This window comes from Hyphomonas sp. (assembly GCF_041398465.1).
Classification (GTDB): Bacteria; Pseudomonadota; Alphaproteobacteria; order Caulobacterales; family Hyphomonadaceae; genus Hyphomonas.
The window spans coordinates 215634-235609 of the sequence record NZ_JAWKUS010000005.1 but is presented as its reverse complement, the minus strand read 5'-3'; the positions used below and the strand labels follow the sequence as shown (position 1 = coordinate 235609).

15 protein-coding genes are annotated in these 19976 nt (G+C 56.7%); 9 read left to right on the top strand and 6 right to left on the bottom strand.

Translation table 11 applies throughout. From position 1 onward, the window contains the following. Position 1: 1 nt before the first annotated feature. From R3C98_RS16105 to R3C98_RS16085, 5 genes are all read left to right on the top strand, one after another. Positions 2–895 (top strand): sterol desaturase family protein, encoded by an 894-nt coding sequence (locus R3C98_RS16105; RefSeq protein WP_371315093.1) that lies wholly within the window; start codon positions 2–4, stop codon positions 893–895. Beyond that, on the top strand, positions 892–2028 hold the full coding sequence (locus R3C98_RS16100) for a strictosidine synthase family protein (protein WP_371315092.1): 1137 nt from the start codon (positions 892–894) through the stop codon (positions 2026–2028). Before R3C98_RS16105 ends, R3C98_RS16100 begins: the two co-directional genes overlap by 4 nt. 227 nt (positions 2029–2255) lie before the next feature. Next, complete coding sequence (locus R3C98_RS16095) at positions 2256–2852, top strand: hypothetical protein (RefSeq protein WP_371315091.1); 597 nt, start codon at positions 2256–2258, stop codon at positions 2850–2852. 124 nt (positions 2853–2976) lie between these two features. Beyond that, the gene (locus R3C98_RS16090; RefSeq protein ID WP_371315090.1) at positions 2977–3618 is read left to right on the top strand and encodes a TetR/AcrR family transcriptional regulator; all 642 of its coding nucleotides are present in this window, start codon (positions 2977–2979) and stop codon (positions 3616–3618) included. Positions 3619–3623: 5 nt separating this feature from the next. Then, a complete protein-coding gene (locus R3C98_RS16085; protein WP_371315089.1) occupies positions 3624–4769 on the top strand; it encodes a serine hydrolase domain-containing protein in 1146 nt (381 codons plus the stop codon). Between the two features lie 88 nt (positions 4770–4857). Here the strand turns inward: R3C98_RS16085 and R3C98_RS16080 are convergent, their stop codons facing one another. Then, the gene (locus R3C98_RS16080; RefSeq protein WP_371315088.1) at positions 4858–5535 is read right to left on the bottom strand and encodes a TetR/AcrR family transcriptional regulator; all 678 of its coding nucleotides are present in this window, start codon (positions 5533–5535) and stop codon (positions 4858–4860) included. 99 nt (positions 5536–5634) lie between these two features. Here R3C98_RS16080 and R3C98_RS16075 point away from each other — a divergent pair, with 99 nt between their 5' ends. The 4 genes from R3C98_RS16075 (at position 5635) to R3C98_RS16060 (ending at position 10741) form a co-directional block, all read left to right on the top strand. Next, the gene (locus R3C98_RS16075) at positions 5635–7116 is read left to right on the top strand and encodes a GMC family oxidoreductase (protein WP_371315087.1); all 1482 of its coding nucleotides are present in this window, start codon (positions 5635–5637) and stop codon (positions 7114–7116) included. 60 nt (positions 7117–7176) lie between these two features. Beyond that, entirely contained in the window at positions 7177–7839 is a 663-nt protein-coding gene (locus tag R3C98_RS16070) for a 2-hydroxychromene-2-carboxylate isomerase (protein ID WP_371315086.1), read from the top strand. Positions 7840–7874: 35 nt separating this feature from the next. Then, entirely contained in the window at positions 7875–8669 is a 795-nt protein-coding gene (locus tag R3C98_RS16065) for an SDR family oxidoreductase (RefSeq protein WP_371315085.1), read from the top strand. Positions 8670–8737: 68 nt separating this feature from the next. Then, on the top strand, positions 8738–10741 hold the full coding sequence (locus R3C98_RS16060) for an alkyl/aryl-sulfatase (RefSeq protein ID WP_371315084.1): 2004 nt from the start codon (positions 8738–8740) through the stop codon (positions 10739–10741). A 202-nt stretch (positions 10742–10943) separates the two neighbouring features. Here R3C98_RS16060 and R3C98_RS16055 read toward each other — a convergent pair whose 3' ends face one another. From R3C98_RS16055 to R3C98_RS16035, 5 genes are all read right to left on the bottom strand, one after another. Then, positions 10944–12635 (bottom strand): alkaline phosphatase, encoded by a 1692-nt coding sequence (locus R3C98_RS16055; protein ID WP_371315083.1) that lies wholly within the window; start codon positions 12633–12635, stop codon positions 10944–10946. 123 nt (positions 12636–12758) lie between these two features. Beyond that, positions 12759–15080: a TonB-dependent receptor domain-containing protein gene (locus tag R3C98_RS16050; protein ID WP_371315082.1), complete on the bottom strand. Its 2322-nt coding sequence runs from the start codon at positions 15078–15080 to the stop codon at positions 12759–12761. Positions 15081–15808: 728 nt separating this feature from the next. Further along, a complete protein-coding gene (locus tag R3C98_RS16045; protein WP_371315081.1) occupies positions 15809–18259 on the bottom strand; it encodes a TonB-dependent receptor domain-containing protein in 2451 nt (816 codons plus the stop codon). Positions 18260–18267: 8 nt separating this feature from the next. Then, the gene (locus R3C98_RS16040) at positions 18268–19257 is read right to left on the bottom strand and encodes a FecR domain-containing protein (RefSeq protein WP_371315080.1); all 990 of its coding nucleotides are present in this window, start codon (positions 19255–19257) and stop codon (positions 18268–18270) included. A 102-nt stretch (positions 19258–19359) separates the two neighbouring features. Beyond that, the gene (locus tag R3C98_RS16035; protein ID WP_371315079.1) at positions 19360–19887 is read right to left on the bottom strand and encodes an RNA polymerase sigma factor; all 528 of its coding nucleotides are present in this window, start codon (positions 19885–19887) and stop codon (positions 19360–19362) included. Positions 19888–19976 lie beyond the last annotated feature (89 nt).

The window sequence follows — 19976 nt, the reverse complement described above, 5'->3', positions numbered from 1 at the left end:
AATGTGGGAAAATCTTCTGGAGCAGGTGCCGCTTTGGTCGCTGGGGGTTTACGTTGTCCTCATCGCCATCGAACTGACGCTCGAGTTCGCGGAAAAGCGGCACGAATATGCCCTGAACGATTCACTGTGCAGCCTGAGCACAGGTGTGGTGTATGTCACGATCCGCACAATGATGAGGGGGTTCATGCTGGGCCTGCTGATGCTGGCTTATCACTTCTCACCTTTGAAGATAGAGTCCAACTGGTTCACCTTCGTGCTCTGCTATGTGGTGGTCGACTTTCTTGTCTACTGGTACCATCGCTCCGTCCATGAGGTGCGGATCGGCTGGGCCGCGCATGTGGTCCACCATTCGAGCCGGAAGTTCAATCTGGGCGCTACGGCGTTCCGCCAGTCCTTTGCCGAGCCGTTCATCGAGCCGTGGTTTTTTGTTCCGGCCGCACTGATGGGGTTCGATCCGATCATGACGCTGTTCGCGCTTGAGACCAACCTTATCTACATGTTCTGGGTGCATATGCGCCGCGTGAAAAAGCTGCCGCCGGTCATCGAATACTTCTTCAGCACGCCGTCCCACCATCGCGTGCACCATGCCAACAATGTCCAGTATCTCGACAAGAACTATGGCGGCACCTTCATCATCTGGGACCGGATGCTCGGCACATTCGCGGAAGAAAAGGAAGAGCCGGTGTTCGGCATCCTGCAACAGCTCGACACCCACAATCCGGTCGAAGCCAGCCTGCATGGATGGAAGGATCTCTTTCGCGATGTCTGGCACGCCAAGGGCCTGCGCAACAAGATTGGCTACATGTTCATGCCGCCGGGTTGGGCACCGGACGGGCAGGGCATGACGACCCGGGAGCGCCAGTCTTCAAAAGCCAGTCCGGGCATGGCTGAATGAGCCTCTGGAATAAATTGAGACGGCGGCGAACCACTGCCGCCGCCGTCCTCGTTTTTCTAACGCTCATCGTGACGCCCTATTGGGCCTCTCCCATTTCGCCCATCGCTGTGCGGCAAACGCCTGCCACCCCGGAGAAGCATGTGGCGGACGCGTCGTTCCAGGAATTCGAATTGGACCACCCTTATCTCGAGGCGGTCGACGTCCTGCCGGATGGACGCGTCGTATTTGGCACCGAGACCGGCCTGATCTTCGAGCTACCCGTGGGCGCACTGTCACCGGAGGCCAGCCAGGAGCAGCGTCCTCGCGAGATTGCGCGTCTCAGTGGGCAGAGTATCGGCATTGCCTATGATCCGGACGCGGATGCGTACTGGTCTGCAACTTTCCCGGTCGGACTCCAGCGAATCTCGTCGGATGGCAGCGTTCAGGACATAAATCTCGGCTTGAGTGAACCCGTGACATTTCCCGACGATGTCGCCATCGGACCGGACGGCATCATCTACATGACGGAAGCCAGCACGAAGTACACGCCGGTCACCACGGCCCCGAATGCGCCTTATGTCCTGTGGGACTTTATCGAAGGCCGCGCCAACGGACGGTTGATCGCCTACGATCCATCAACCGACCACGCTGACGTGGCGATCGATGCGCTGGCATTTCCGAGCGGCGTGACGGTGAGCCCCGATGGGACCGCCTTGTTGATCGTCGAGGTCAGCCGCAACCGCGTGGTGCGGTATGAACTGGAAGGTACAGGGAAAGGGAGCCTGTCCGTCTTCGCCGACGGTTTGCCCGGTATTCCGGATGATGTCTTTGTCGGGCCTTCGGGGCATGTCTGGGTGACGCTTGTCGCGCCCCGCAGCGGCATGATGGAAGATGTCGTCGGAAGGCACCCGTATCTTGCCCGTCTGATTTCGATCCTGCCCTGGCGGTGGCAGAATGCGATGCTGACGCCAACGGAATCCGGGGGGGCATTGCTTATGCTGGACGAACAGGGAACCATGCAGTGCGAACGACGTCTCACGCAGGGGTTCCCTCCGGCAAATGGTGCAGTTCTTGGGGAAGAGTTGCTGCTCGGCCGCCTCGGTGGACATGAATTTCTGCTTGTAGACCCGTCGGGATGCGCGCTCGCAGAATAATGTTAAAGCATCACCTGAAATCATCCAGCTGGCGGTGATGATCCAGGTCTGAATCTCTATGTCCTTTTGCAATATCGAAGACCTGCTTCGCCAGCGTCAGATTGCCCGGGGTGTCCGCGAACAGATCTGCTTGTGTCTACCGGCCCGGTGCCTGCCTGTCCCGCAGGTTTCGGCAGAATCCGGCGCCTCTATCCACCCGGATAGTTCCGCATGGCAGTCTCCACGCCATGACAGATCGCACCGATTTCCTCCCCCAGGCCTTCATCACGCTCGCCCACGCCATCGCGAAGGCGGGCGTGTATGCGGATCTCTACAAGACGCCGGAGACCATAGCGAAATCGGTGAACCGGCGTGTCCGCGCAGAGCTGAAGCGGCTGGCCGTGCTGCTCCGCCGTCTGATCTTCCTGCTGGCGCTGCAGATGGATCTGGCGCCGCTTAAGCCCCGCATGGGCAGCAATTATTACGCGCCGAAGACTCCCGACGCCGAGTACCGCTACATCTTCGCCATGGTCCCTGCGCAGTCACGCCCGTGTCCGCATTTCCTGAAAGGGCCGGTGACGCTGCCCGTACCCGGACCCGTCCCCGCCGCGCCGCTGATCGCACGCTGGCAGGCCATGCTGGACACGATGAAACATCACAAACGCCGCGCGAAATGCCTGGCACGCACGATCCAGCGCTGGCAGGCCGCGGGTGAAGCAAGGCCGCATGTGCCGCCCATCCCGAACACGCACCGTATGCCGGCGGCCGTGGCGCTCGTTTCGGGTGGGCTGACCGTTCAGCTGCTCGAAGCGCTGAAACGCTGGCCCGAGCCCGACACGAGCTGAACCTTCTCAAAAATCAGGAAACTTGCCGGAGCGCGACAGCGTTTCCGGGCGGACGTGCTGGGTCAAGTATGACGCACGGCGTCGCTCTGCTCGAATGGCAGGCGTGGTTACCCTGTGAAATGGGTTGATTGCTGAGGCGCGAGAGTATATTGTCACAAATGACAAAAAACTCTTGGAGGCTAGTTTGGGGCGACCACCAGTCGGCGAAGAGCGCCGCGAGGAAATTCTTGCCGCGTTCGAACGATGCATCGTCAAGAAGGGATTTGCCAAGACCACACTGGCGGATGTCGCAGAGGAGGCCGGACAGCCGCGGCCGCTGGTGCGGCATTTCATCGGGAACCGGGCGGATATGGTGAGTGCGCTCGTTGACCGCCTGCTTGAGCGTGCTGAAGCTCAACTGAGCCGGTCACCTGCCGGAAGCAATGCGCAGCATACGGCCGATCTGATACTCGAAGCTGCTTTTGCGAATCCTACAACCAACGCTCTGATTATGGAGCTCTGGTATCTCGCTCTGCGGGACGAACCGCTTCGTAAGCGGCTTGCGGCACTCTATGAGGGACTGATTCTCGAGGTTGCCGCCCTGGGCGGCGCTGATGAAAAAGCGGGGATGGGTAGGGAGCATGCCTTCGCAGTCGTATCCATGGCTTTCGGCGCGGCCTTTTTCCAGCACCTTGGCGTCCTTCCCGCAAATATCGAAGCGGTTCGCAGCGTAGCGGCAAATATACTTGCTGGTGGCGGCAGAAATACAAATAATTCAAAGGGGTAAGTGAAATGCCAGACCAGAGCCCGCCTGACCTGAACCTGTTTACAGGCCAGCCGCAGTTCGAGAATTTCGCCCGCTACAAGGAGCTGCTGCCGACGACGCGCATGGCGGCATCTTCAGTGCCTTGCCAGTTCGCAGAAGGGGCGGCCCTCGCCCTGCCGGAGAGGTACAGTTTCGAAGGCGCGGAACGCTCCACGGAGGGTTTCCTGGAAGAGACCCACACGTGCGGCTTGCTGGTTCTTCAGAACGGCAAGGTGCGGCTTGAGCGCTACATGCGGAGCGGTGGGCGCGATGTGCAATGGATTTCGTGGTCTGTTGCCAAGAGTTTCGTTTCCGCGCTGGTCGGTATTGCGGTCGACGAAGGCTTCATCCGGGATATTTCCGATCCGATCAGCGACTATATACCGGTTGAGACAGGGTCGGCCTATGATGGCGTCAGCATCCGGAATGTTTTGCAGATGTCCTCGGGCGCGCGTTGGAACGAGGACTATAATGATCCAAACTCTGAGGTGCACCGGCTCGCAGCTGCAATGGCAGGTGTGACGTCGCTTGAATCTTTCGTCGCGAATATGGTGCCTGAGTCGGAGCCCGGAACAGTCTGCCGGTATAATTCCGGCGACACGCAGGCACTGGGTGCGTTGCTGGTGCATGCGACGGGACGTTCACTGACAGACTATATGAAGGAAAAACTTGTTGAGCCTCTGGGGTTTGAGTTCGACAGCTATTGGCTGATCGATTCAACCGGGATGGAAATGGCGTTTGCCGGTCTCAACGTAACGGCGCGCGACTTCGCCAAGTTTGGCGAGCTGTATCGTGGTCACGGTCTCTGGAACGGCGAGCCGGTCGTACCAGAAGCATGGGTCAGGGCTTCCGTCCAGGCCGATGCGCCGCATCTCAGGGCCGGTCAGCCGATTCTTGCCGATCACACGCTAGATCTCGGCTATGGCTACCAATGGTGGCTTCCGGACGGCGATCGGGGGGAATTCAGCGCCATCGGCATCTATAATCAGCTGGTTTATGTCGACCCCTCGCGGAACGTAACGATTGTGAAGCTTTCAGCTAATCCTGCCTATGGGACCAGCATGGATGAACGCACGAACCGGGAGATGGAGAACATTGCATTTCTTCGTGCCGTAAGCGCGGCAATGAATTGAAAAAGCAATAACACGGTAGGCGTGACAGGTTTGGGAAAGTGGTCTGAGTTGCCCCTTTTATTGTGACGTTTCGCTCTTTCAGGGTCTGTCACGATGTTCCATTTCCAATAGGTTGTCTTGGCGCACGGGTGAGCGCCGCACGGAAATCCCGCTTCGCTTCTGCTGTGAGGCAGGGAAGCAGTACGGCATAGTGATGCTCGATTCCGCGTTCCTGGTCCTTCCAGGTAATTTCCTCGCGCCCTTCGAATTCACTCAGATAGTCCATCCAGTAGCGGCTCACGATCCAGATCGCCCGGGTAAGGATGAGCAAATCCGTCACCGCGTCCTGTCTGAACATACCTGCGGCAGCGATCCTTTTCAGGAGGGTGTGCAACTCGTCAAAGTCCGCAGTGAGTTCCGACTCCGAATTGCGGACATCAATGCCCGAGCCAAACTGAGTCCGGTCCCGGAACAAGAAGCGGTGGTCCCAGGTCAGGCTCATGGCGAACAGCAGGTGTTCAACATAATCCTCCGCAATATTGCTGCTGGGTTTGAGGTTCTTTCGCCGTGCCTGCGCAATCTGGCGCGCATCGGCCTCGATCCTCAGGGCAAGATCGCGTTTCGCTGGGAAATGGTAGGTCAGGTTGCCCTGGGAAATGCCGACTTCGGCGGCGATTTCATTCAGGGATGTCGCTGCATATCCCTTGGAGTTAAAGAGCCGTCGTCCGGCTTCGGCGATGCGATCCGCAGTCGATATTCCTCTGCCCATGTTGATCACCCGTTTCACTGTACCCGTTTTCGATGTTGACCATTTAGGTCATATAACCTAAAAATAGGTCAAACAACCTAATCAAAGTGAATCTGGTTGCCATCGGGAGGGTGTGAAATGAATTCGGCTTCGAAGCACATAATTGTCGTTGGCGGAGGCACAGCGGGGTCTGTTCTCGCCGCTCGCCTTAGCGAAGATCCGGGCCTGAACATCACACTGCTTGAAATCGGCGCGGATGATGATTCCTATGGAGATGGTATTCTGGACCCCGCACGCGCACCCGAGGCCTGGCTCGGCATGCAGCCCGTCGCCATGACACCGATGTTGAATGGAGCCGGCGTGATCCCGATGATCCAGGGCCGCCTGCTTGGCGGAACCTCCGCCGTGAACGGCCTTGCGACCCTTCGCGGTCTGCCGGAAGATTACGATGGCTGGGCCGCAATGGGGCTTTCGGGCTGGGGATGGGACGATGTCAAAGACACGTTCATCGCTGCGGAAACAGATAAGGATTTCGGATCGTCACCCATCCACGGCGGTAGCGGGCCTCTTCCTGTCAGGCGCTGGCGCAGGGAAGAGATGGGGCGGGCTCAGCTTGCTTTCTACGATGGCATGGTGGAACTCGGTGCCCGGACGGTCACGGACATCAACGATCCAAGCCAGTTGCCGGGACTTGGCATTTTCCCGGTAACGATTGATGATGATGCGAAGCGGGTAACCACCAGTCGCGCTTACCTTACGCCCGAAGTCCGCGCGCGCGGCAATCTGTCGATCCGGACACAGTCGGAAGTGGCTACTCTTCTTGTAGACAAGAAACGCGTAAAAGGCGTTGTTCTAGCGACCGGTGAAGTCATCGAAGGCGATGAAATAGTTGTGTCCGCAGGGGCACTCTGGACACCGAACCTGCTGATGCGCTCTGGGATCGGTCCGGCGGACCATCTGGCTGACCATGGCATTGCGGCGCACGTCGATCTGCCAGTGGGTGAGACAATGAGCGATCATATCGGTCCGGGGCTGAGATACATCCATGACGGACCGCGGGGCGGAAGGGCGGGCCCCGCGCAATCCTTGCTGATTGGAGCTTCCAACGGCGTTGATATTGACTATCACGCTTTCCCGATCGCTCCGCCGCTCCGGGAAGGACCGACGGAGTTTGTTATGGCCGTCTTCCTGCTTCGTTCGTCTGGTCTGGGCAGCGTAAGGCTCGCCGAAAAGCCCGGAGAAAGCCCGGTTGTCATCGCGCCGCCATTGCCCGACGACGCAAACGAACGACTGCGCCACGCTTTCAAGCGAATTGCAGCCTGGGAAACCTCCGCAGCAGCGAATGAACTCGGCTGCTCACCAATAGAACCTCTGGATCTCAATGCGCCCGACGCGCCGGCCAATGCGCGCGAGCGATATACGGTCAGTTACGGTCACATGGCCGGTACCTGCCCGATGGGGACAGTCCTGGACGCCGATTGCCGGGTTCTCGGTATCGAGGGATTGCGTGTCGCAGATGCGTCCGTGATGCCGACCATACCGTCCGGCAACACGTACCTGGGCTGCGTGATGGTCGCCGAACGGATCGCCCGGAAAATGATGGCGGAAGTGCGGGGCTGACCCCGGGGGAAACGTTGTCGGACAGCCTGATTGACGCACAGAGATGAGAGATCCCAAAAGATGTCAAAGAATGTCGATGTATTCTGGTCCTTCAGAAGTCCGTACTCGTATCTTATTACGCCTGACCTTCTACGCCTTCGTGAAGACTTTGACGTAACGGTGAAGTTACGCCCGGTTCTGCCTATTGCGCTGCGCGCTCGGGCAACGGTTTTCGATGCGAATGACAAGAAGCGCCCGCGCTACATCGTCATGGATGCGCGCCGGCGTGCTGAATTCCTGGGCTTGCCATTCAAATGGCCCAACCCAGATCCGGTGATCCAGGATCGGGAGACCTTTGAAGTTTCATCTGAGCAGCCTCTTATATGGCGCCTGACGGGGCTTGGCATAGAGGCCGAGCGGCGCGGTAAGGGAATCGATTTTGCCCGCTCAGTCTCCGCGTTGCTGTGGAGCGGGATAACAGACTGGGACAAGAGCGAACACCTGGCAATCGCAACCGAGAAGGCCGGGCTGGATCTCGCTGAACTTGAGGCTTCGATCTCCGCGGGCGCTGTCAGGGACGATGTCGAGAGGAACCATGAAGCGTTGGAGGCCGCCGGTCATTGGGGGGTGCCGACCATGGTGTTCGAGGGAGAGCCGTTCTTTGGACAGGACAGGATCGAAACGCTTCGCTGGCGTCTCGATCGGACCGGTTTGAGGAAAACATCAGTTGCCTACAAGGCATAGAAGACAAGCCACAAAATTGGGAAGGGAGGATCGTCATGGATCTTAAAATCAAGGGCAAGAAAGCCATCATGGCAGGCGGTAGTGCGGGAATGGGCCGTGCCACGGCAGAGCGACTGGCTGAGGCCGGCGTGAACCTCTACATCACCGCGCGCCGGGAAGAGCGTTTGAGAAAGGCAGCTGCAGAAATATCTGAAAAATACGGCACCAGTGTCACGCCGGTTGTCGCAGATTCCTCTACCGATGAGGGCCGCAATGCACTGTTTGCCGCTTGTCCCGATCCGGACATTCTTGCGATCACGATCAAGCCTCCGGCTCCCAATGGAAATTTCCTGAATGTTGATCCGAACATGTGGCGGTCATCGATCGAAACCACATTGATTGGCCCGATTGAAATCATGCGCCACTACATCCCCGGCATGAAAGAACGGGGCTGGGGCCGAATCCTGAACATTGCGACTTTCTCGGCCAAGAACCCGATGATCTGGCGTCTCATGTCCGGACCCGCACGGTCCGCACTCATCAACTACACGGCCAGCGTTTCGCGCGAAGTTGCGCCTCATGGCGTGATCATGAACAACCTTCTGCCAGGCATCTTTGCAACGGAAGGCTTTAGTGAAAGTCTTCAGGCTTATGCTGATGCTTTTGGCCTTGAGCCCAAACAGGAAGTCGTTCGCCCGCACTTTCTTTCACACAACAAGATTCCGGCCGGCTTTATGGGGGATTCGGACGATCTGGCGCCGATGGCCGCCTTGTTGTGCAGTGAGCTGGCACGCTTCATCGTGGGCCAGAACATCGTGATCGATGGCGGCCAGCACTACTCGATCTTCTAGCTCTCTTGGCGATTGGCCCTGACAGAAGGCCAACACAACCAGCATGATGCTCGAAGAGAGGAAGCACGATGAGAAAACCCTGGCTTGTATCGCTTGGCATTAGCCTTGTCGTATCCTGTGGACCCGCGGGAACACCGGACCAGACCGTCGAAGGTGAGCCAACTCCTCCTCCCGTTCAGAATTGGGAGGAGGAAGCACCTCCATCCGGGCGCGCAACGCCTGCGACCGTCGCCTACAACGGCGCGGTCTCTGACCATCTTCCTCTGGATGACGAGGGTGATTTCCAGGATAGCCAGCGCGGTTTGCTGGCTCAGCTGGACCATGACGTCCTCAGCGAGGATGGAGAGATCGTTTGGCGTGTAAACGCGTACGATTTTCTGAACGGAGCTGTGCCGGAAACAGTCAACCCGTCTCTCTGGCGGCAATCTCGGCTGAATGCACAGCACGGATTGTTTCAGGTCACGGACGGAATATATCAGGTTCGCGGATACGACGTTTCAGTCATGAGTATCATCCGCGGTGAAACCGGCTGGATCATCGTTGATCCGCTGTTCACGACGGAAACCGCTGCCGCGGCACTTGCCCTCGTCAATGACACGCTGGGCGAGCGGCCCGTGAGCGCCGTAATCTATACCCACAGCCATGTCGATCATTTTGGCGGCGTGCGGGGCGTGATCGGTGATGGCGACGGCATTCCGATCTACGCGCCAGAGGGCTTTTCTGAGGCTGCGATTTCGGAAAACCTGCTTGCTGGAAACTACACTGCGCGCCGAACCGCGATCATGTTCGGCAACAATCTGGAGCGCTCGCCGACGGGGCAGGTCGGGACCGGTATCGGTCAGGCGATCCCGAGGGGAACGGTTAGCCTGATCCTGCCGACGGAAGAAATTGCTGCGCCCGGGGCGAGTCGTGTCATCGATGGCGTTACCTTCGAGTTCATGGATGCGCAGGTAACTGAAGCGCCGGCCGAGTTTGTTTTCTTTCTTCCGGAATTCAGCGCACTTTGCTCAGCGGAAGTTACAACGGCTACATTTCATAATGTCCTGTCTCTTCGGGGCTCAAAGGCACGTGACACGCTACATTGGAGCAAGGTCATTGATGACATGCTTGTGCGATATGCCAATCGCGCTGATGTGGTCTTTGCCTCTCACAACTGGCCGACTTGGGGGAGGGATGAAGTGCGCGAGTATCTCCGAGGCGAGCGCGATATATACCGGTACACTCACGATCAAGCGATGCGCCAGATTTCATCGGGCGTGACACTGCAGGAGCTTCCGGAGATCGTACCGGAGCCAGCGACCGCCGGCGATGCTTTTCATGAGCGCGGATACTATGGGACCCTCAATCACAATCTGAAGGCTGTGTATCAATTCTATTTCGGCTGGTGGGACGGCGTGCCAGCGAACCTGAATTTACTGCCACCGGTAGACCGCGCCAAACGGATGGTCGATGCAATGGGAGGCGTCGAAGCGAGCCGGAACATTGGCATCGAAGCCTTCCGGAAGGGTGACTATCGTTGGGCGGCAGACGTCCTGAACCAGGTCATCTTTGCTGACCCCGATGACACGATTGCCCGCCAGTGGCTTGCGTCATCCTATGAGCAAATGGGGTTCCAGGCCGAAAGTGGGTCCTGGCGGAATTACTATCTTTCCGCAGCCCATGAATTGCGCCAACCGGAAGATAAAGCCCGGCTCGATGATGACAATTCAGAGCTTGTGTCTGCGGTTCCCAGTCTCGCCTTGTTTGACGCGCTCGCTGCACGATATCGGCCCGATTCAATCGAAGGCGCCCCTTATGTCCTGGTATTCAAATTCACTGATACCGCAGAGACGATCACTATCGAGGTCGGTGAAAGCAGCATATTTCCGAGACTCGGAGAATTCAGCGATCTGCCAGCGGCAACATTCGAAACAACGCGGGAAGACTTCAACAGGATCATGTTAGGTAACGTAAGCCCAAGGCGATTGATGCTGACGGGTAAGCTCAAAATTGCGGGCAATCGAGGCGCGGTTCAAAAATTCTTTAAGGCATTGGTGAGCCCGGAATCTGGATTTGAGATTTTTGTACCTTGATGGTGATATCAAAGTAACTTTGCTCGATATCATTAGTCTCGACTCTGAGCTTCTGGAGATTAATTAAAATTCCTTCCGCTACTTCGAGACATTGGTCGAAATGATCGAACTTTCGGTGATTATGTAGGTTCTATTCCTGCAGCCTGAGACTTGCTCGTTCGTGAAAATCGGAGACTGGGGTTCGAATTCCTCCCACAACCCCTCAGGCCTGTTGCAAGGAAAGGCCGGCGCCTTCTTTTCTTATGGAGAAGTTCTTGATCGATCCGGCCATGTAAGTCGGTTGGAGGACGGTGCTGACGGCGATGAAGCTAGCCTCCGCAGCATCTGGATGAAGGACAACTCGCACATAGCCCTGATGCATATTGTCCGTCCAGGCAACTTCCGGAACATAGTCCGAAAACGCCTTGTCCAGAGCCTGCGCCGTGTCGTTATCGAAACCGGAGTCGACGAAATCTCCCGGCGACGTCACGCCAGATGTACCAAGTTCGACGCCCATACTGGCGCCGTTTCCGTCATACAGATTGTTTGCCCAGAAACTGTGGCTGTCGCCGGTCAGGACCAGCAGATCCGATGCCCCGCTCGCTTTGCATGTATTGTAAAATACCTCGCGTGCCGCTGGGTAGCCATCCCAGGTGTCGGTATAGAATGGCAGTGCATGCTGGCCGAGCCAGGCAAGACGCTTGTGGGCCTCAAGTGAGTCTTCGTCCGGCGCAGGCAATACACCCAGGCCGACGAGGTCCGGAACCAGCATGCGTGCCATCGGAATCTGGTTTCCGATGACTCGCCAGGGCTGCTTCTTGGCCACAGAGCTGGAGAGCGCATCCGAGATATCGGCGAGTTCGGTTGGAGAAATCATGTGGCGTTCCGGATCCCCGAGCACGTCCTTGCGAAAAGCGTCGTAGTCTTCCTCAGTGTTCAGCTTGGGAGCCCATTCGGCATAGTCGACCTGCTTGCCGCGGGCGGTATGTCGGGTTTCGAGTGTCAGCAGGGTCGCAAGGTCGCCGAACACATAAGAGCGCCAGAATTGTGCGCGCGAACGGCCTGCAACGGGTTCGCGGATGGGCATCCATTCATAATATGCCTGGATCGATGCGGCGCGGCGGTCCGCCCAGCTTCCTTCTGTTTCTGGCTGGTGGTTCTGCGCCCCATCGGTCCACGGATTGTTCGCACTTTCATGGTCATCCCAGCAGCAGATCAGTGGATGCGCAGCGTGCATTGCGCGAGATCCAGCGTCCCGCTTGTATTGGGCATGACGCTGTCGGTAATCGGCCAGCGTAATAATTTCATGTGGTGGATCATGCGGGCGTCCAATCACCGCGCCGGTTTCCTGGCCCCAGCTATCCGGGCCACCATATTCGTAGATGTAGTCACCCGTATGAAGGACGATATCGACCGCCGGATCCTGGGCGATTGCGTCATAGGCATTAAAGTATCCGAACGGGTAATTCGAACAGGAAACCAGGGCGATGCCGAGGCTGTCCAAGGCTCCCACCGGCAGGGTGCGGGTCCGTCCGGTGCGGGATATCTCGCCTTCCGCTTCAAAGCGATAATAGTAGGTCAGACCCGGCTGAAGACTGTCCACGATGACTTTCACCGTATGATCAGAGTCTGCCGTTGCACTGTGTGAACCAGCCGCGACAAGTGATTGGCCTTCGGGATCTTCATAAACAGCCCATGCGACTTCCACGACAGGCAAACCTGTGGAGACGCGGGTCCAGATAACAACGCTCGTTGCATCCGGGTCGCCACTTGCAACACCGTGCTGGAAAACGTCACTGTCTGCAGCGGATACGACTTTATCCGATGGGCCGGAAGCGTCCTGCGTGGCGCACGCCGTTGTGAAGGCGGTGCTGGACATGAGAGCCAGAGCGTGACGGCGATTGATCCGGGGCATGAGCGGTTCCTTTACATGGGCCTCACTTGGCCCCTTCGGTGTCTAACAAAACACAAAACAGAGACAGAGAGGAAGGCGATCTCGCCGAGACCGCCTTCACTCAGGTAAATTGCAGCAGCTGGCTTAGAAGTCAGCCGTTGCCGTGAAGACGACCGTTCTCGGTGCCGAGATCCATGCGCCGCCGCCGGAGATGCCAGCAAGGTAGCTCTCGTCGAACAGGTTGTTGACCGTCAGACGGAAATCAACATTGGCCAGGTCTTCCGACAGTTGCTCGCCGTGAACGCCGACATACAGGTCGGCCTGGGCATAGCTGTCGGCTGTCCAGGTGTTGCCGAGATCGACGAAGCGGTCATCGACCCACTTGGTGGAGAGACCCCCGAAGAAGTTGTCCTGCTGGTAGTCAGCGCTGATCACGAACATGTTCTTCGGAATACCCGGGACAACATTGCCGGCATAGATGCCAGCGGCGGTGTCGAGCGCGGTATCGCCGGTGCCGAGGATGGTGGAGTCGTTGTAGGTGTACGACGTGAACAGCGACAGGTTCTCGTTGACGAGGTACTCGCCGGTCAGCTCGAAGCCGGAGCTGTCGATACCACCACCATTGATGTAGCCGCCGTTCGAGGCTTCGAGATAGTCGATGCCATCAACACCTTCTGTCGGCGCCGGGAACAGGCGGTTTTCGAAGGTGCTGTCGAAGTACACAGCTGAACCACGAAGGCGGTCACCTGCGTAGCGAACACCCACTTCAATGTTCTCCGCGGTTTCCGGATCAGGGATGCCGCTGCCCGAAATGACTTCAAGAACACCATCCGGGATCGCTTTGTAGTTTTCGGCGTAACCGGCGAAGACTTCGACGCCCGGCATGGCGCTCGGAGCCCAGGACACACCGCCGGAAAGCAGGACATCCGATTCAGAGTCGAGCGAGAAGTTCTCGGCCGGATCGGTCGGATTGAACAGGTCCTTGCGCTCGATCTTGTTGTTGAACTGCTTCAGGCCAAGACGCACGGTGAAGTCGTTGATGTTGATGACATCTTCGAGGTACCATTTGAAGGTCGTCTGCGGGAACTCGCGGTTATACTGGACCCAATAGGCTTGGTAGTCGTAATCGAAGCCAACGCGCGTATCCAGGATGCGGTGCCAGTCGCGATACTCGTAGCGCGTAGCATCTTCATACCAGAGACCACCGCGAACGGTGTTGTCGAAATTGGCGAAGGATTTCTTCCAGTCGAAATCGGCGGTCAGGCCCGTCCGTTCTTTCTGGTAGTGGGTGTGACGGTAAGACTGAACGGCAATGGCACCATCCGCATCCGCCGAAACGGCATTCCCGTTGGCATCAACGTAGAAGATCTGCCCAAGGAACGAACCACCATAATTGGTGACGCCACCGGTCACTTCAGATTCGGCACTCGTATCGGCGTTCACATCGACGATGTAAGGCGGGATCCAGTCGCCACGGCCGTCATTGTCATGGCGGTACAGGTTGAACTTCAGGCCCAGGCCGTTGTCGAATTCCTTCTCGGCACGCACATAGGTGAAGAAGTTTTCGCGCAGGGTCGACCAGCCGCGGCGATAGTTTTGGTCGATCGCTGGAATGCCTGTCCACTCACCGGTCAGATAGTCGGTGTGAGGGTTGGTTTCATATTGGTCCTGCGACCACACGCGCTGGTAGTTGTCTTCCTGCGTGTCGTCGAACGACATGTAAGCGGTCCAGTCCCAGCCAAGTTTCTGGGTCAGCAGCTTGGCTGCAAAGTGATCACGCTCGTTCTCAGCGGACCCTTCGATGTGGTCCGTTGCGGATTGCGTGGAGAGGGACACCCAGAACTTGGTCGTGCCGTCTGCAAGCAGACCGCTGTCGTAGCGGCCATAGAAGCGCTGGGAGTCATAGTCACCCAGCGAAGTGGAGACACGTACGCGGCGCTCGTCTTCCGGGTCCTGCGTGGTGAAGTTCAGCGTGCCGCCCAGAGCTTCGTTGGAACGTGACGCGATGTCTGCGGTACCCTGCGACACTTCGATTCCGCCAGCGTTCTGTGTGTCGATGTAGCGGTTCGCCTTGGCACCGCCCCCGTAGTTCGAGTTGCCGTTCGGCAGGCCATCGATCGTGATGCCGAGCTGCTGTTCGCTGAGGTTGTTCTGGAAACCGCGGACGGCCACGCCGGTGGACCAGTCGTCGAAACCAAACGTATCACCTTCGGTCACCAGAACGCCCGGCAGGTTGTCGATCTGGGCCAGGATGGAGCTGACAGGCGCCTGCTGAAGCGCCATGGCTTCCGTGCTCTCGGCGGACGAATAAGTCTGCGCCTGACCGACAACAACGATGGCATCCATTTCACGGCGCTGCTCGGTTTGGTCATTTGACGCCGTGTTATCGGCCGACTGCGCTGTGGCTCCCGCCACGCATAGCACGAGGCTGGCAGACGCCAGCAGGCTCATCTTAAACAAAGACATTTACTTGTTCTTCCCTTGGAATTGCCGGCTGCTCTCAAACCCCGATTGCACCGGATAAAGTCACCTTCACCTATCGAGACTCGATGCTCGAGAAGGCTGCCCCCAGCTAGTAAGAGCGTGTGACCGGCACGTGACAGTTTTCACGACAATTTTTGAATATGCAGAATTGGAGTAACGGCTGTAGAAAATCTGTCATCGAACTTTCTTCGGGGTTCGGACTTTGTGGATGTGGACAGCGTTACCTTATTAAGGAAGAGTCGAGCGTGGTTCGCACGGCTTGGTCCGTTCAACTCTGCTTGATGGAACAACATGCTGGTGAGTCGCCTGGGAGAATAACGAAATCGCCCCTCCGCTGTGCCGCCCCCCCCCCCCCCCTGAGGGCATCCAACCTGTGATAAAAGTAAAACGTCCGTAAGTTGAGTATTAGTTGGGCGCAACCAGCGAGTTCGTGAAATCCGGTGAAATGCCCGTCAATGTCAGCTGTGGATCTTTTTAAACCTTGGGTGCTTGAGCAAAGGGATTCCAGATCGCTTCATGAGTCAGTTTTCATCCATCACATACAAGAGCCAGCGAGCATGCATCATGTCGGGTTCCGCGTCCTCTTTGACTCGGAAATCAATCAGTGGTCTATCCAACAATCAATATTCCGACGTTATGCCGACAGAAAAGCTGCGGCTAGTTGAACTCATTTGCCGTCGCTAGCTAGCTCGGCGGGAATTGCAACGCCGCTAAGGGAGTGATTTGGAAACACGTAGACCAATAGTTCGTGGACGAAGTGGTGTTGTCATATCCCAATGACGGATCTGGTATGGGTTGCCATTCGAGAACGTGGGGTCTGCTGAATCAAGCAGGTTTTCGGCATAGACGCCAAAGTGCCATGTGTCGAATTCAAAATTGGCGTGCATGTTCAGTATCGATTGTGACGCGATCTTTGTTCCGGCTCCGAACAGGAGGGATGACGGTCCGGTAAAGGTTCCGGAAAGTGCAAGCGTCAAATCTCCAGAGCGGTCGAAAAATGTGATGTGGGCTCTACGCGTCGCGGAAAAGGAACTGCTCCATTCGGTTGCGCCGGGCAGCACCGCATCAGCGTCGATCGGGAAGTTTGGATTTGGATGGATGACTTCCGGCTCGTTCAGTATTGCGTGGGCGCGCAATGCCCAATGCCTGTCAGGTTCGAAAGCGATGTGAAATTCCGCGCCATAGCCGGAGCTGCTCCCCGCATTTCCGGTGAAGACAAAATTGTTGACTAGAAGCTCATCAGTCTGAAGGTTTTTCCAATCGTTCTGGAAAATGGTCGCAGCTAGGGTCAGGTGTGCATCCGGGGTGATAAATCTTGCGCCAAGCTCGTATGTCCACAACTCGTCGCCGTTAAATATCCGGTTCGGTTGCGCTTGGCCTGGAGGGGTCAGATCGGCAAAGCCCCCGGTGTTGAATCCGGGCCCCCGGTATCCTTCAGCGGCCGACATATAAGTCATGAGCTGCGGCGTTACCTGCCACTTGAGCCTCACGTCAGGCGCAAAACCTTGTTCGGAAAGGTGACCCGAAAATGCCTGCATTACATCATTTGCCAGTACATCCGAGTCTGCTTGCACCTTTATGTCATAGGCGAACGCCCTGGCACCTGTTGTAAGTGTGATCCGTTCGCCTAGGTTCCAGATGGTTTCGCCAAATACCGCATATTCTGTAATTTTGTCGCGGCGATCTTCTTCATACGCAATATCTTTCCAGATGCCGATGGCGCCGTCATGAAGGTAGATATCTCTGTCAGTGTGACCTTGTGAAAGAAATACTCCGGCAAACCATGGGATTCGCGCATTGGCCGGTGAAGACAATCGGGATTCGTTTGTGATGTAGAAAAGCTTGTCGTCTTCATCGATCGGGCGTGGTGAAGAGGCGTCAGGCAGGAGGTCTGCGAACAAGCCCGTGGCATCGTATCGGCTATAGATTCGATGAGAGAGAAGCGAAGTGGTTGACATCAGTGATCCGAGCGGGATCGGCGTTTCAATGCTCGCGCTTAAAAGTTTGAAGTCGTTGTCATGTGGTTCCAATACGGACGGGCGGAAGGTTTCTCCGCCGTCCTGGATCAGATATTGGGAATCTTCTACTTTAATGCCTTGCGAGACTGCCTGAAGATCAATTGTCGTGTCTTGGCTCAATTTCCATTTAAGGGAAAGGCGTCCTCCAGCGCGACGCGATGAATTGGCATCGTCAATGTTCGGGACTTCATGATCGATCCAGCCGCCGGTTTGTTGATCGTAAGCTACAAATCTCAAACCAAGCTTGTTTTCTACAATCGGAATGTTCGCGACAAAGTCCATGCTGGAGCCAATGGACTTGTCGCCGGTCGATTCGATTGCTGCCCCGATTTCGAAACCGGTCGCGTCGAGGTCAACAGGGTTGGGTTGTATGCGAATAATACCGCCAATGGATCCGGCGCCGTACAGTGCCCCCTGAGGCCCGCTCAGGACACTGATGGAATCGACATCTGTTAAGCGGAGGTCCGGGTCAGGTGCTGCGTAGGTTAGCCGAATGTCCTTGAAATAGAGACCGGTTGTTGATTGCACGCGACCGGCCAGCGCGCCATCCGAAATGCCTCGGATGTATGGCTTGTTCCTGCCTGGGCCGACATTGCTGAACTGAACTGTTCCAAGTTCCCCGGCGACATCTCGTGTTGAAACGGCATCGAGTGTTCGGAGCCGGTTGGCGCTGATTATGTCGGCTGAACGCGCTATTTGGGCCAGTGACTCGGTTCGTTTCGATATTACGATCACTTTGTCCAGTTCGTCAGATCGGATCGATGCAAATGTGTCGGGCTTTGGCACGAAATGAATGGGACGTGGCGCCCGCCACTCGCGAGCAGGTTTTTCGGCTGGAGATGCAGGCTGGATTTTCCAGGCTCCCGGCGATACCGGGATGGCCCTGAAACTTGTGTCAGCAAGAATGATGTCCAGAGCTTCTCCTGGAGTGAACTGGCCATTGATCGCATCTGACGTGACGCTCTGAACGCTGTCAAAGTCAAAGGCAATGGATATATCGGTCTGTTCGGCCAGCTCGAGCAGCGCTGCGTCGAGTTGCATCGCCGGGATATTCAGCTGATGGCGTTCCTCAGCTTGTACGGATTGCGCAATCGCCGCAGCCAAAGAGGCTGCGGCGATTGCAGAAACCAACCGACTACGCAAGTGGATGACTATTTCCGGCTCCCGACCACCAGTGCTCCGCCAGTTTCTGTCACTTCAACGGGCATGAATTTTTCCAAAGTATGGAGCATCGTACTCGCTGGCGCAATCTTCAGGGTGCCGCTGAAAGTCAGGTGCATTATGCTGTCGTCAGAAATGCGAACGGGCACATCGCTATAGCGGTTAATGTCGCGGATAATATCCGACAGGACCGCATCTCGGTATACAAGATGACCTTGTTGCCAGGCCATGGCGTCCTCGGGCCTGACAGGCTGAATGGTGGCATCATGGCTGCTATGGTCGACTTCGTATTGGAAATCCGACTGCACATGCTGGATGAAATTGGACGCTGATACAACAGCAACTTCGCCTTCGGCCACGGTTACTGTGAGCCGTGATTTGTCTTTGAGTACATTAAACACAGTGCCCACGTCACGAATTTCGTCCGCACCGACGATCACAGACATCGGCGCCTTTTCATTGTGCTGGACTTTGAATGCAGCTTCACCCTCGCTGAGAACAACCCGGCGTTCGGTCTCGCCCCAATAGACCGTAATCTCTGTGCCGCGGTTCAGTGTTATCTCGGTGTTGTCTGCGAGTGTTATGCGCTGAGTTTTGTCAGGAGCAGCAGCGTAGACAATGCCTTCGATTGGGGGTGTGACGCTGGCTTGATAGAACATCAGAACGTAAGCTGCGGCCATCGTCGCCACAGCTGCGATGGCACCGCTCACTTTCCAGCCTCTTCTGCGGGCTGGCCGTCTCGGCGTTGACCTACTTCCCGGCGCACGGTCATTTTCCACCAATGCTTCACGTAATGCGTTGGCATTGTCTTCAACATCAAACATCATCAGTTGAAGTGCATCAAATGCTGCGCGGTGCTTGGGATCGGAGATCCATTGTTCGAACTGCAGATAGTCCTTCTCCGAGGCATCATCTGACGCCAGCCTCGCGTACCAGGCAGCGGCTTGGAGTTCGATGTCCGTTTGATCTGACTGTGTCATGCCATTTTTACCTGGTACGTCCCGCCTGCGGCAGGGAGCTGTTGTTAAGACGCTGTTGCCAGGTCCTTGCCTCATCCCAAACATGACAAAAATTTGAGAAAATCATGCCCTGTGTTCCGCGAGGCGTTTGAGTGCAGACATCATGTGCTTTTCGACGCCACTTTTTGAAATTCCGAGTTTGACTGCCACTTCCCCGTAGCTAAGCCCCTCAAGTTTGTGCAGCACGAATACACGCTGACACTGCGGGGGAAGTGATCTCACTGCGGCAAGCAATTGCTGCAGACGCTGACGGGATTCCAAAATCTGTTCTGGAGTTGGCGTTTGTGCCAGGAGGTCTCCACCTGACAACTCCGTGTGAGACGTGGCATAGGCATCGTCCCGTGCTTCGCGGCGGCGGGCCGAGCGAAGTCGATCAATGAAAAGATTGGAAGCCAGTCGGTAAAGGAACGCGGTGGGGTTCTGGACGTCCGCAGGATCGACAGACTGAAGCTTGAAGAAGACCTCCTGAGCAATGTCTTCAGCTTCTGCGGATGATCCGGTTCGCGCCGTTAAAAACCTGACCAAAGCTTCCCGCAAATTTATATAAGTACCAACAAGGCTGTCAGGGGGGGGATGCGGATGCTTGTTCAAGATTCCGGCCTCTTGGAAATAGTCTCCAGAACGTTGAAGAGAGTTTCGTCACATGAAGCAAGCGAGACAAATAATCCCATGGCGGGGCT